The organism is Buttiauxella sp. JUb87 (assembly GCF_004361975.1).
Classification (GTDB): Bacteria; Pseudomonadota; Gammaproteobacteria; order Enterobacterales; family Enterobacteriaceae; genus Buttiauxella; species Buttiauxella ferragutiae.
Genome location: NZ_SNVY01000003.1, coordinates 587536 through 600290, shown reverse-complemented (window position 1 = coordinate 600290; position 12755 = coordinate 587536). Strand labels below are relative to the sequence as shown.

The following is a 12755-nucleotide window of genomic DNA, read 5'->3' as shown; positions in this document are numbered from 1 at the left end:
CTTAACCGACCTACAACTAAAAAATAGGTCTATTTCCCAGTTTTAACTTTAGTCCACGCCCGGGTAATCACGCGGTCCACTTTTGGCGATTGCACACCCTGAGTGAACAACTTGGCACGCACGTCAGCCGGTGGATAAATTCCTGGGTTATCACGGATCTCTGCATTCAACAGCGGAGTAGACTCTTTATTCGCGTTAGCGTAATAAACGTGATTACTGATATTCGCTACCACATCCGGGCGCATCAGGTAATTCAGGAACTGGTACGCTTCGTCTTTATTTTTCGCGTCATTAGTCATAGCGAACATATCGAAGTACACCATCGCGCCTTCTTTAGGAATGGTATAAGCAATATTCACGCCATTTTTTGCTTCTTTGGCACGGTTAGCTGCCTGCAGAATATCGCCAGACCAACCAATCGCGACGCAAATATCGCCGTTGGCTAAATCGTTGATATATTGGGAAGAGTGGAAGTAACGAATTGACGGACGTAATTTCAACAGCAAATCATTCGCCGCACCGGTGTAATCTTTTGGATCGGTGCTGTTAGGATCTTTGCCCAGATAGTGCAGCACGCTAGCATAAACCTCACTTGGCGCATCAAGGAACGAAACACCACAGCTTTTCAGCTTCTCAAGGTTTTCTGGTTTCAGAATAAGATCCCAGCTATCAACTGGCGCGTCTTTACCTAACGCCGCTTTAACTTTTTCGACGTTATAACCAATACCGGTAGTGACCATCATGTACGGAATACCGTATTTATTGTCGTGGTCATTATGCGCCACCAACTTAAGCATTTCCGGATCGAGGTTTTTGTAGTTCGGCAGTTTGCTCTTATCAAGTGGCTGGAAAATACCGGCCTGAGCCTGTCGCTCAAGGAATTGCGAAGAAGGCACGACGAGATCGTAACCTGTGCTGCCCGCCATCAACTTCCCTTCCAGAACCTCATTGGAGTCGAAGACGTCGTACACCACTTTAATACCGGTTTCTTTGGTGAAGTTTGCCAACGTATCTGGAGCGATATAATCAGACCAGTTATAAACGTGCAGCGTCTTCTGTTCAGCGGCAAACGCGGTGGCAGACACGGTCATCAACAAACCCGCCACCATACCCGATAGCAATTTTTTACGTTGGGCGAACATAGTCTATTCCTTCTGAATAAAGGGCAATTCTCGCTTTCGCGAGCATAATTTACGCAATCAAGCTTTTACGCATTTTTTCTCGCCGTTGGGACATGCAAGAATCATGCATCTCTATTCAAACTGCCGTGAAAAAAGGCTGACGCCTTCCCAGCAGACATTGCACGCTTTAAGCGCTCCGCAAGAATAACTGTAGCCAGACTTAGTGACTATAGCCCAGTCAGAAAAGTGACTTTTATCAATTTTTTAACCATAAAACATCTATGGTATGGCCCCAAATTGGCCATAGTGGCGAGAGTCATGCTGGTTGTGGTTAATAAAGCAGAATAAAAATATGTGGAGAGCAGCGGACATGGCAGCCGCTGCGGTCAGGAAAGGAACGATTAGTGCAGGAAATGGGTTTGAATAACGGTGCTGTCTTGCTCTTCTTCGTCGGAAATAAAGAGCAACTGGTTCGCGCAAGCTTCCAGAATTACCATCGAGATTTGCTCTTCACTCTGTTTTACAAAGGCAGCAAACTGCTCGCGAGTAATTCCAACTTCGGCCTGTAACGACTGGCAAACCACGAGTTTAGGTAAATTGTCGTCCTGGATATCCAAAAAGGCTTTCACCGTCAGCGAACTGGCGTTAATAGACGAGAGATCGGATGCCAGGGGCAGCAACGCAGAGGGTTTTACCTCAGCCAGGGCTGAAAACAAGATGATATTATCGACCAGATCGATTTTCGCATCGTAAACACCATCAAAATTCTGCATGTGTGGCAGATGGAGCGCCTGGCAGGTATCGCACTCGAAAATGGTCACGCCGATTTCATCGAGCCAGCGGCGTAAGATGTCCAGAGTAGGGACAACGAGTGAATCCATAAATGCCGTAGCCTCTTTTAAAGGGGGTAATTTAGAGCCTGACTAAACAGGCTCGAAGTCGCGCCATAGCTTACGCAAAAACAGCGCTTCATACTATGATTATGCACCCATGGGTGCCGATGCTGGAATTTAGCCACCCGTTTTCAGGCAATAACCGGGTTGCGCTTGTTGCTCAATCCACTTGATCATTAAGGTCGCAATATCGATACCGCTGGTCTTTTCAATACCTTCAAGACCCGGTGACGCATTCACTTCCATCACCAGCGGGCCGCGTTTGGCACGTAAAATATCGACACCAGCCACATCCAACCCCAAAGTTGCAGCAGCATGCAGGGCAATTTCGCGTTCACGCTCTGTAATAGTAACCTGATGCGCAACCCCCCCACGGTGCAAATTGGAGCGGAAATCCCCTGGTTTTGCCTGGCGTTCGATAGCTGCCACTACTTTGTTGCCGACCACCAGACAGCGAATATCCCTGCCCTTGGCTTCTTTTATGTACTCTTGCACCAGAATGTGAGCATTCAGACCGCGAAATGCGTCGATCACGCTTTCGGCCGCTTGCCGTGTTTCCGCAAGCACCACGCCAATTCCTTGCGTCCCTTCCACCAGCTTCACCACCAGCGGCGCACCACCAACCATGTCGATTAAATCACTGGTGTCATCTGGCGAGTGGGCAAAACCTGTCACCGGTAAATCAATCCCCTGACGTGCCATCAACTGTAACGATCGCAGTTTGTCACGTGCACGAGTGATCGCCACCGATTCATTGAGCGGATAACTGCCCAACATTTCAAACTGGCGTAACACGGCGGTGCCGTAGAACGTAATAGCAGAACCGATACGCGGGATCACCGCATCATAATGAGGAAGCTGACGTCCCTTATAGTGCACTGAGGGGGCCGCCGGATTGATGTTCATGTAGCAAGAAAGGGGATCGATGATTTCGACGACGTGACCACGGCGAGAGGCCGCCTCACGTAGACGTTTGCAAGAATAAAGCGTTCCATCCCGGGATAAAATGGCGATTTTCACCCTGTACCTCAGCGTTTCCAGTCCAATAATGAAAGCGGGGTTATCATAGCACTGCCATGACATTTCAACGAATGGGCAATGTGCCTGGCGATTGTTTTAATACGTCAATTAAATGGCGCGTCGTGGAAGCCAGATGATGCGGATCGTACACCACGTAAAGATCGGCGGGGATCGCCTGAGCCAGTGGGCGGAAAGTGACACCCGGCCAGTTCATTTGCGCATAGCTGTCGGCCATGATGGTCAATCCCATTCCAATACTGACAAGCGCCAATACGGTTTGCGGTTCCACCGCTTCCCTGACCACATGTGGGACAAACCCAGCCTCGCGGCAAACACCCTGCAAAAAAGTCCAGTCAGAATGCACTGCCGTCATGGTGACAAAGGCTTCACGGCGCAATTGTTCAATATTAATGGCGGATTGTTTTGCCAGAGGATGCTTTTCTGGCAACGCGACCAAAAACGTAGCGTCGTGAAGTTTTTCGCTGCGTAAACCCGGAGGCGGATTGGTTTCCATGCGCCAGATTCCGGCGTCAATGTCGTGACGGTCAATCAAAGCAAGCTGGTCACCTGGTGACTTTTCACGGAACAAAATATCGATAGCGGGATAATCGGCGATAAATTGCTGTAACCCCAGACGCAGACCACCCCAAATAGCCGTACCGACAATACCCAGATGAATTCGCCCACCTTCCCCACGGCCGATTTGTTCCACGCGAGCCAGGGCCTGGTTTGCACTATCGAGCAGCAGCCGGGTTTCTTCCAGCAACACTTCACCGGCATACGTCAAGGCGACGCTACGGGAATGGCGTATAAACAGAACGGTGCCGAGCTGGGATTCTAATTCTTTGATATGGAAGCTTAGCGGCGGTTGCGACATGTTGAGCCGCGCGGCAGCTTTTCCAAAATGCAGCTCTTCCGCTACCGCCTGAAAATAGCGCAGTAGTTTTAAATCGGTACGATATGTTCGCTGTGAAGTACTCATGAGGCTCCCTATGCTCTGGCAGCCCCATAAGTTATCACTCCTGCCACGCGCTGTAATCCAGCCGACGCTTAATGTGCGAGCGGTGCCGAAGCCTTAAGCGAAGGCGTGTGGCGATACTGGAAACTAAAGTGAAAAATAATCGCCAGCACCAACGCATATCCGGCGAAGACAAGCCAAATGGTCGTCCAGTCTTTCACACCGTCCACGCTGAAGTAATCCACCACGTAGCCGCTAAGAATCGCGCCCACGTATGCGCCAATCCCGTTAACCATCGTCATGAACAGCCCTTGAGCACTGGCGCGAATGCGCGAATCCACTTCTTGTTCCACAAAGACCGAACCGGAAATATTGAAGAAATCGAAGGCACAACCGTATACCACCATCGAGAGCAGCAGTAACACAAAGCCAAACGCTGATGGGTCGCCCCAGGCAAAAAGTGCAAAGCGCAACACCCATGCCACCATACTCATCAGCATCACTTGTTTGATACCAAAGCGACGTAGGAAAAATGGGATGGTGAGGATAAACGCCACTTCGGACATTTGAGATACAGACAGCAGAATCGATGGATATTGCACTACGAAGCTATTGGCAAATTCGGGCTGGCGAGCAAAATCATGCAGGAACGGATTGCCAAAGGTATTGGTTATTTGCAAAACCGCACCTAACAACATGGCAAATAGGAAGAAAACGGCCATGCGCGGGTTTTTGAACAACACAAACGCATCTAACCCCAGGCGGCTCACCCACGTGCGAGATACGCCGCCCTTTACCACTGGAATAGTTGGCAAAGTCAGTGAATACAAAGCCAGCGCCAGAGAAGCGCCCGCAGCAATATATAACTGGAGATTACTGAGCTCGAAGCGCATCAGGCTGACAGTCCACATCGCGGCAATAAAACCGATGGTGCCAAATACGCGGATCGGCGGGAAATGGCTGACGGTATCCAGCCCTGCCTTTTCGAGACTGGCATAAGAGATGGTATTCGACAGTGCAATCGTTGGCATAAATGCCATCGCATTACCCAGCATCACCCAAAACATCAGCCCCGGCTGGTTAATGCTGGCCGCCCAGGCCAACATTGCCGCACACACCAGGTGGCAGAGAGCATACACACGATTCGCAGGCAGCCATTTATCGGCAATAATGCCGACAATCCCCGGCATTAACAGTGCAGCAATACCTTTGGTACTGTAGACCATGCCCACATCAGCGCCCCGGAACCCGAGGGTGTTAATCATGTATGAACCCAGCGTGACCAGCCAGGCTCCCCAAATGAAATACTGCAAAAACAACATGATTTTCAAGCGAGGTTTTATCGCCATAGAGTTAATCGCCATGTGTTTTACCCGGTGTGTTGGAATGGCCTCAGGCGAGCTTGCCCAGGAAACCGCAGATCAGATTGATAAAGTTCTGACGCGAAAGTGCTGCCGCCGCCAAAGTCTGCGCGTGGGAAAGCTGTACGCTGCCGAGGCCTTCAGCCAGGTTAGTGATTGCCGAAACCGCCACCACTTTTAGGCCACAATGGCGAGCACTGATCACTTCAGGCACCACTGACATCCCCACCACATCACCACCGATGATTTGCATCATGCGAATTTCGGCTGCTGTTTCAAAGTTTGGGCCAGGATAGGAAACAAACACCCCTTCAGTGAGTGGGAAGCCCTGCTCTTTAGCCACATGCTGCAAAATGCCACGGTAATCAGCGTCGTAAGCGTTCGCCAGAGAGAAGAAACGCTCACCGAAACGGTCATCGTTAGGGCCAACGGTCGGCGTACCCGGCATGGTATTAATGTGGTCGTTAAGCGCAACCAGTTGACCTGGGCCAACTTCAGGGCGCAGTGAACCCGCCGCGTTAGTCGAGAAGAGGATTTCACAACCGAGCAATTTGAAGGTACGGATCGCATTGGTCATCACAGACATGCCACGTCCTTCGTAAAAGTGACCCCGCCCTTTCATACAAGCGACGGGAACACCGGCGAGAGTACCAACCACTAATTCGCCAGCATGGCCGTGTACCGTACTAACCGGGAATCCAGGCAATTCGTCGTATGGGAATACCACTGGTTGTTCGATTTTCTCAGCCAATTCGCCAAGCCCGGATCCCAGAATGAAAGCCACGCGTGGCACCAGGCCATTAATACGTGAACGGATAATATCTGCGGCGTAAAACGGGGAGTTATCAAGAGTCGTCATCGGCATCGGGTGTTCCTTGTCATCGTGTCGAAATAATCACAGAAAGTGTGGCTAGCTCTGTTATACCGACTCGCGACTACGCACCACCAATACCGTTTAGGCGGGTGATTGATAGTAAAAATGTATTGATTGGCGGTGGCGGGAGCCACCGCTTGATAGTTTAGCGCGTTGCCCAACCCTGCTTATGCAGATAATCGAGAATGAAAGGACGGTTTTCTTTAATGATGGTGCGACGAATATGATCACTCCATGTGTCACGGCGAGCATTGCTACCGCGAGAAAGATAGTACTGCGCCATCTCTTCGTCATACTGCGCCAATACCTCGGCGTCGACGGGCTTATAACTATTCTCATGCACTACCATCGCAGCAGGCATACGAGGCTTGATGTCATGATCTTCATCAGGCCAACCCAGACACAAACCAAACAATGGCAGAACATGCTTTGGCAAAGCTAATAGCTCGGTCACCGTCTCGATACTGTTACGAATACCGCCGATATAGACACCGCCTAAACCCAGAGACTCCGCCGCAGTAAAAGCGTTTTGCGCAAGTAGCGCGGTATCCACCACTCCCAGCAGTAATTGCTCTGCCAGACCGAGCTGTGCCTGAGGGCAGATTTGCAAATGGCGGTTAAAGTCGGCGCAAAATATCCAGAATTCTGCGGCTTGAGCCACATGTTTTTGCCCCCCCGTCAGCGCAACAAGCTGTTCACGCAGTGATTTATCGGTAATGCGAATAATCGAACTGCATTGCAAAAAACTAGAACTTGAAGCCGCCTGGGCGCTGGCAATAATGGCTGCACGCTGTTCGTCTGTAATGGGAGCGTCGGTAAAACGACGAATGGAACGGTGTGAACGCAGCAGATCAATGGTCGGCGTCATTGCGTTTATCCTTTGGCTTTTCTGAAAGAGATTTATCGACGGGTGGCTGGCCTTTAGTCAGCAGCGGTGCCACATTCTGCGCCATCGCCCACACCATAAATGCTGCTGCTGGAATCATCAACGCAATGCCGACGAAAACCATGACTATGGCCGCAGTGGCACTGCCTATGGGAGCGGGCAACACGACGTAACCATTCAAGGAAAGATATGAAAGCAGTAAAAAAGCGATACCAATAACTTCAAGGACTAACACCGGTTTCGGCAAAGCACCAAGTGAGCGCATCCGCTTGTCTCCATAGGCAATAATCGATTGAGTATACCCTGGCCGGTAGCAGTTTTGTCCGCGCAATATAGGTGCTGAGTATCAGACTAACAGGCAAGACCTTCTTCCCATTCATCACAGTTAGCGGCATTATAGATGCCATACGCCGCTTCGTTCGGCCATAAAAAATGAAGGAGATACCATGTTTGCAGTAATTTTTGGCCGCCCAGGCTGCCCATATTGCGTTCGTGCTAAAGAGTTGGCTGAGAAACTGACCGCTGAGCGTGACGACTTCAACTTCCGTTATGTTGATATCCATGCAGAAGGCATCAGCAAAGCCGATCTGGAAAAAACTGTCGGTAAACCGGTTGAAACCGTTCCACAGATCTTCCTCGACCAGAAACACATTGGTGGTTGCACTGATTTCGAAGCTTACGCGAAAGAACACCTGAGTTTGTTCCAGAACGCAGAATAAGCCTCAAACTAAAAAAAACGGCTCGGTTTAAGCAACCGAGCCGTTTTTTTATCGCCGCTGACGGCGGAGAAGTCTACGTAAAAACAAGTAGCACAAAGCTCCAAGAGCACACCAAAACACAGCACTAAACATCCAGGCCATTTCTTGCCAGAACGTTCGCGTTGGCGACAACCAAAATTGAATGATTAGCAGACAAAGCGGTGAAGCCAGTACTGCGCCCATCAGCGGTTTGATCACTCTGCCATGGCGGGAAAACACGCTAGCGATAACACCAGGCAGGATAAAAAATAACATTCCCCACTCTGAGTGCTTATCACCCGGGTAGCTGTTGGCGGCCATTAATTTCTGAGAAAGAAACACGCCAACAAACAACACGAAGCAGCAAATGACCCCAAACCAACGTTGTCCACGCATGAACAAACATCCTCCTGACGCTCGCCTATATACCGTCATCCTTCAAGCAGCATGGGTGTTGGCTGCAACTTGAATGCTAACGGGTATAGAACTTAAAATTACAGTTCTGCACGCAGAATCTGCCCGAGTCAGATAAGTTTCAGCAATCCTTGCTAAAAAAATACATCGCGCAATTAGCATAATATTCTTACTAGCCGTTAATCTTTATAAAGATTAAACTACTGGCCATTATCAGGTCTGCGCACTGGATATTTTAATGCAAAGAAAATACATCAAATTGCGTCGTCATTAGTAGAAACCTTAAACCAAAAAACCATCCCTTTCAACAAGTTACTAGTAAACAAGAAGTTAGCCTTCGTGAATATAAACGTCGCAGATTTGTTAAGCGGGAATTACATCCTGTTATTATTTGTTGTTCTGACCCTGGGCTTATGCCTGGGGAAATTACGCCTTGGCTCTATCCAACTGGGTAATTCCATTGGTGTTTTAGTGGTCTCTTTAATACTCGGCCAGCAACATTTTTCGATTAACACTGACGCCCTAAATTTGGGTTTCATGCTGTTCATTTTCTGTGTCGGCGTGGAAGCTGGGCCAAACTTTTTTTCAATTTTCTTCCGCGATGGCAAAAATTATCTGATGTTGGCCCTCGTGATGGTTGGCAGCGCCATGCTGCTGGCATTAGGTTTGGGGAAACTCTTTGGCTGGGATATCGGCCTGACCGCCGGGATGCTCGCAGGTTCGATGACCTCCACGCCGGTGCTGGTTGGTGCGGGTGATACTTTGCGCCATTCGGGTGTTGCCGGAGCCCAGTTAGCCACGTCACTGGATAACCTGAGCCTCGGATACGCCCTGACTTATCTGATAGGCCTGGTTAGCCTGATTGTTGGCGCTCGTTATTTACCAAAACTTCAGCACCAGGATTTGCAAACCAGCGCGCAGCAAATCGCTCGCGAACGCGGGTTAGATACAGATGCCGCCCGCAAAGTTTATCTGCCCGTTATTCGAGCCTACCGCGTGGGTTCTGAACTGGTCGCCTGGGCTGATGGTAAAAATCTGCGTGAACTTGGTATCTATCGCCAGACCGGTTGCTACATTGAACGTATTCGTCGTAATGGCATTCTGGCAAACCCGGATGGTGACGCAGTACTACAAAAAGGCGATGAAATTTCGCTTGTAGGCTATCCGGATGCGCATTCCCGCCTCGACCCAAGTTTCCGTAACGGTAAAGAAGTTTTCGACCGCGACCTGCTGGACATGCGCATCGTCACCGAAGAAATTGTGGTGAAAAACCACAATGCCGTTGGCCGCCGACTGGCCCAATTAAAGCTGACCGATCATGGCTGCTTCCTCAACCGCGTTATCCGTAGCCAAATTGAAATGCCGATTGACGACAATATCGTGCTCAACAAAGGCGACGTTTTACAGGTCAGCGGTGACGCCCGACGCGTGAAAACCGTGGCAGAACGCATTGGCTTTATCTCAATTCACAGCCAAATTACCGACCTGCTCGCTTTCTGTGCCTTCTTCATTATTGGTTTGATGATCGGCATGATCACCTTCCAGTTCAGCTCTTTTAGCTTTGGCATAGGTAATGCAGCAGGCTTACTGTTCGCCGGAATTATGCTGGGCTTCCTGCGAGCCAACCACCCTACTTTCGGCTACATCCCGCAAGGGGCGCTGAATATGGTGAAAGAATTCGGCTTGATGGTATTTATGGCGGGTGTCGGTTTAAGCGCAGGCAGCGGCATTGGCAACGGTTTAGGTGCGATTGGCGGGCAAATGCTGGTTGCCGGGCTTATCGTCAGCCTTGTTCCGGTAGTGATCTGCTTCTTGTTTGGAGCATACGTTTTACGTATGAACCGCGCGTTGCTGTTTGGCGCAATGATGGGGGCACGTACCTGTGCACCGGCAATGGAAATCATCAGCGACACCGCGCGCAGCAACATCCCGGCACTGGGTTACGCCGGAACCTACGCTATCGCTAACGTGTTGTTAACCCTGGCCGGGACGCTTATCGTAATCATATGGCCTGGTTTGTGATCTGTGCCGCAGACAAAGAAAAAAGATTTTTTTAAGACATTGCGAACTTTTTACCTTGGGCAAAGTCTTAATTAGTGCCACTGCTTTTCTTTGATGTCCCCAATTTGTGGAGCCCATCAACCCCGCCTCTTTGGTTCAAGGTTGATGGGTTTTTTATTGCCTGAAATCCGTGTCCGCAGACTCCCTCCGCTTGCAACCTATCACTTAACACCCATACTTTTGAGTCATACTGGTGGGCTAAATGGGGTTGCGCGATGTTAGTTGAAGGCAAAGTAGCGGTGATCTTCGGTGGAAGTGGTGCTATCGGTAGCGCCGTTGCGCATGCTCTGGCACGCGAGGGCGCACAGGTGTATTTGGGTGCACGCAACCAGGATAAATTGAGCAGTGTTGCTGATGAGATTCGCGCAGCGGGTGGAAAGGCCGAAACATTCCTCATCGACGTCCTCGACGAGCAGTCCACCAGCGAGCACGTTGCACAGCTTGCACTACAGACTGGTGGTTTTGACGTGGTGATAAACGCCACCGGTTTTGTCCATAATCAAGGCAAAGGAATTACGGAGTTATCCCTCACAGAATTCAGGCAAGGAATAGACCCGTTCCTGGCAGCACAATTCAACCTATGCAAGGCAGTCATTCCCTATATGGGCGGTGACCGCGCAGGCGTCATCCTCTCGGTGGTCGCACCCGCAGGGCCAATGGCAATTCCAGGCCACCTGGGTCATGTTGTCGGCAGCGCAGGTATGGAAGCCTTCACAAGGGCTCTGGCCTGCGAACTAGCGCCAAAGAATATTCGAGTCATCTGTGTGCGTTCACATGCGCTAGACGGCGCTATTCAGGCGGGTTCCTATACCGGCGAAGTGTTTGCACCAAAGGCACAAGCAGCGGGTTTGACGGTGGAACAGTGGGTGGCGGGTGCTGCGCAAAGCACCATGCTGAAACGTCTGCCAACACTCTCGCAAATTGCCGAGCTCATGGCATTTTTGGCATCGGATCATGCAGGCGCAATGACGGCAACGGTGGTCAATATGACTGCTGGTACAACTCTCGACTAAAAATAGGCGGTAAAGGTTGGCACTCCCCGCTCCTTACCGCCTGACTAAAACCTGTTGCGACTACCGGGAATTAGCCACTATTTTTAAGATTCAAAGCCGTTCCCTCTCTTCGCCCAGCTAAATGATTCGTGGCGAGTACACAAATCAGCACCACAAACCCACCGCCAGAGCTGAGGTACAGCACCCACGCAGGGTCGAAAATGTCAGCTGCAAAGCCTGCTATTACCGGAAGAATCAAGGTGATAATCAGTTGTACGCGCCAGGCCTTCGCCATCGCCCTGCCGGTGACAGAGGCAGGAAACGATTGCATGATGTTTAGCGTCGCCAGCACATAGACAATGTTGGTGAAGATGTGGGCCATAACTATCAGCAACATAGCCAGCCATTGCTTATCGGTGATCGAAACCAGTGCGTAGCAGCAGATAAACAACGCGAGCGAAATGATCAGTACATTGAGTTTCCCCGAGTGGCGTTGCAGCTGTGCTTCAGACAACAGCAACGGGCCGATAAGCTGCCCTGTACTGCGAGCCAGTAACAACATCAACCCCGTGTCAGTGGATGAGCCGCTAAAGTTTGTCGCCAGTGCCGGTAACAGTGCCATTGCTGGAGCACCGACAAGCGCAATCGCCGGGAGAAAAAGCAGACTTCGGCGTTGTAATTGTGTGAGTCTTCGCCAGCTGAGGTTGCCTATAACCTCACCATTTTCCGGCACACACACTGGCCGAAATGCCCGGTGTGTAGCGAACAGCAGCACGATACCCAGAACAAAACTCAGCGCATCCAGAGCGAGAATAGCCACTGCAGGCAGGTGCCCATAAAGCAAGGTACCAATGCCGATGCCAAGGATGACGTTTGCCGCAAAGATAAAGGTTTCCAGGCCCGATGCAGCGGGGAGTTCCGTGGGTTTAAGGCCGCTCTTTAACGTCTGGCTTAAAACCGGCACCATCATGCCCCCCGCAAAGGCCGCCACCGCCTGGCTTGAAAGCAGCAGGATCAGGTTATCGCTATATAACGACCACGCCGGCAGAGACAATCCCAACAGCCCGATGATTTCAGACAAAATCATGACCGGAATAGGTGCCATTTTGGTGAGCAATTTTTCTGCCAGATAACTCCCCGGGAAGCCGGGTGCTAGCGCGAGAATATAGGCAAGCGTCAGTACTGAAGGTTTTGCTTCGAGTGCGAGGAGCTTCCCAAAAACAATGACATAAGTCAGGCCATTCCCGACAGAAGAAAGCAGTAATGCCGCCCCAAGCAGGGCAAACCAGCGGTGCTGGCGAAGCGTACGCAGAATGAGAAAAAACATGTGTTATCCCTTATCAACAAGCACAAAGAAGTCGCCGACGATTTCGTCGGTTTTAAAGCTGTGTTTATCGTTAAGGGGACAACTACATTGGTAAGGGACTCACATTAGGAA

The 12755-nt window shown here is 50.5% G+C and carries 13 protein-coding genes; 3 read left to right on the top strand and 10 right to left on the bottom strand.

Annotation, left to right across the window (positions count from 1 at the left end):
• Nucleotides 1-29: 29 nt before the first annotated feature.
• The 8 genes from potF to EC843_RS14785 form a co-directional block, all read right to left on the bottom strand.
• Complete coding sequence (gene potF / locus EC843_RS14820; protein WP_064548331.1) at nucleotides 30-1142, bottom strand: spermidine/putrescine ABC transporter substrate-binding protein PotF; 1113 nt, start codon at nucleotides 1140-1142, stop codon at nucleotides 30-32.
• Between the two features lie 380 nt (nucleotides 1143-1522).
• On the bottom strand, nucleotides 1523-2002 hold the full coding sequence (locus EC843_RS14815) for a YbjN domain-containing protein (RefSeq protein ID WP_064548332.1): 480 nt from the start codon (nucleotides 2000-2002) through the stop codon (nucleotides 1523-1525).
• Between the two features lie 129 nt (nucleotides 2003-2131).
• Nucleotides 2132-3034 carry a 30S ribosomal protein S6--L-glutamate ligase gene (gene rimK, locus EC843_RS14810; protein WP_064548418.1) on the bottom strand — a complete coding sequence of 301 codons (903 nt, stop codon included), beginning with the start codon at nucleotides 3032-3034 and terminating at the stop codon, nucleotides 2132-2134.
• A gap of 64 nt (nucleotides 3035-3098) precedes the next feature.
• Nucleotides 3099-4016: a LysR family transcriptional regulator gene (locus tag EC843_RS14805; protein ID WP_064548335.1), complete on the bottom strand. Its 918-nt coding sequence runs from the start codon at nucleotides 4014-4016 to the stop codon at nucleotides 3099-3101.
• A gap of 68 nt (nucleotides 4017-4084) precedes the next feature.
• Nucleotides 4085-5341 carry a nucleoside permease gene (locus EC843_RS14800; protein ID WP_133522562.1) on the bottom strand — a complete coding sequence of 419 codons (1257 nt, stop codon included), beginning with the start codon at nucleotides 5339-5341 and terminating at the stop codon, nucleotides 4085-4087.
• A gap of 43 nt (nucleotides 5342-5384) precedes the next feature.
• Entirely contained in the window at nucleotides 5385-6218 is an 834-nt protein-coding gene (gene xapA / locus EC843_RS14795) for a xanthosine phosphorylase (RefSeq protein ID WP_064548339.1), read from the bottom strand.
• Between the two features lie 154 nt (nucleotides 6219-6372).
• Nucleotides 6373-7095, bottom strand: a complete 723-nt coding sequence (nfsA, locus tag EC843_RS14790; RefSeq protein ID WP_133522481.1) for an oxygen-insensitive NADPH nitroreductase — start codon at nucleotides 7093-7095, stop codon at nucleotides 6373-6375.
• Complete coding sequence (locus EC843_RS14785; protein ID WP_064548343.1) at nucleotides 7079-7378, bottom strand: YbjC family protein; 300 nt, start codon at nucleotides 7376-7378, stop codon at nucleotides 7079-7081. The genes nfsA and EC843_RS14785 overlap by 17 nt, the downstream gene beginning before the upstream one ends.
• Before the next feature lie 181 nt (nucleotides 7379-7559).
• Here EC843_RS14785 and EC843_RS14780 point away from each other — a divergent pair, with 181 nt between their 5' ends.
• Nucleotides 7560-7832, top strand: a complete 273-nt coding sequence (locus tag EC843_RS14780; RefSeq protein WP_034456459.1) for a GrxA family glutaredoxin — start codon at nucleotides 7560-7562, stop codon at nucleotides 7830-7832.
• A 48-nt stretch (nucleotides 7833-7880) separates the two neighbouring features.
• On the opposite strand, the gene EC843_RS14775 is transcribed toward EC843_RS14780, so the two are convergent.
• The gene (locus EC843_RS14775) at nucleotides 7881-8246 is read right to left on the bottom strand and encodes an inner membrane protein YbjM (protein WP_064548345.1); all 366 of its coding nucleotides are present in this window, start codon (nucleotides 8244-8246) and stop codon (nucleotides 7881-7883) included.
• 357 nt (nucleotides 8247-8603) lie between these two features.
• On the opposite strand from EC843_RS14775, the gene EC843_RS14770 reads away from it, so the two are divergent.
• Together EC843_RS14770 and EC843_RS14760 are read left to right on the top strand one after the other, a co-directional pair.
• Entirely contained in the window at nucleotides 8604-10286 is a 1683-nt protein-coding gene (locus EC843_RS14770) for an aspartate:alanine antiporter (protein WP_064548347.1), read from the top strand.
• Nucleotides 10287-10540: 254 nt separating this feature from the next.
• Nucleotides 10541-11338, top strand: coding sequence for an SDR family NAD(P)-dependent oxidoreductase (locus EC843_RS14760; protein WP_133522479.1), 798 nt, complete (start codon nucleotides 10541-10543; stop codon nucleotides 11336-11338).
• Between the two features lie 70 nt (nucleotides 11339-11408).
• Here the strand turns inward: EC843_RS14760 and EC843_RS14755 are convergent, their stop codons facing one another.
• Nucleotides 11409-12644, bottom strand: coding sequence for an MFS transporter (locus EC843_RS14755; protein ID WP_133522478.1), 1236 nt, complete (start codon nucleotides 12642-12644; stop codon nucleotides 11409-11411).
• Nucleotides 12645-12755: the final 111 nt, after the last annotated feature.

Coding starts and splice junctions, on each gene's coding strand:
- potF (WP_064548331.1), bottom strand. CDS start 1,142: ATGTTCGCCCAACGTAAAAAATTGCTATCGGGTATGGTGGCGGGTTTG.
- EC843_RS14815 (WP_064548332.1), bottom strand. CDS start 2,002: ATGGATTCACTCGTTGTCCCTACTCTGGACATCTTACGCCGCTGGCTC.
- EC843_RS14805 (WP_064548335.1), bottom strand. CDS start 4,016: ATGAGTACTTCACAGCGAACATATCGTACCGATTTAAAACTACTGCGC.
- EC843_RS14800 (WP_133522562.1), bottom strand. CDS start 5,341: ATGGCGATAAAACCTCGCTTGAAAATCATGTTGTTTTTGCAGTATTTC.
- xapA (WP_064548339.1), bottom strand. CDS start 6,218: ATGCCGATGACGACTCTTGATAACTCCCCGTTTTACGCCGCAGATATT.
- nfsA (WP_133522481.1), bottom strand. CDS start 7,095: ATGACGCCGACCATTGATCTGCTGCGTTCACACCGTTCCATTCGTCGT.
- EC843_RS14785 (WP_064548343.1), bottom strand. CDS start 7,378: ATGCGCTCACTTGGTGCTTTGCCGAAACCGGTGTTAGTCCTTGAAGTT.
- EC843_RS14780 (WP_034456459.1), top strand. CDS start 7,560: ATGTTTGCAGTAATTTTTGGCCGCCCAGGCTGCCCATATTGCGTTCGT.
- EC843_RS14775 (WP_064548345.1), bottom strand. CDS start 8,246: ATGCGTGGACAACGTTGGTTTGGGGTCATTTGCTGCTTCGTGTTGTTT.
- EC843_RS14760 (WP_133522479.1), top strand. CDS start 10,541: ATGTTAGTTGAAGGCAAAGTAGCGGTGATCTTCGGTGGAAGTGGTGCT.
- EC843_RS14755 (WP_133522478.1), bottom strand. CDS start 12,644: ATGTTTTTTCTCATTCTGCGTACGCTTCGCCAGCACCGCTGGTTTGCC.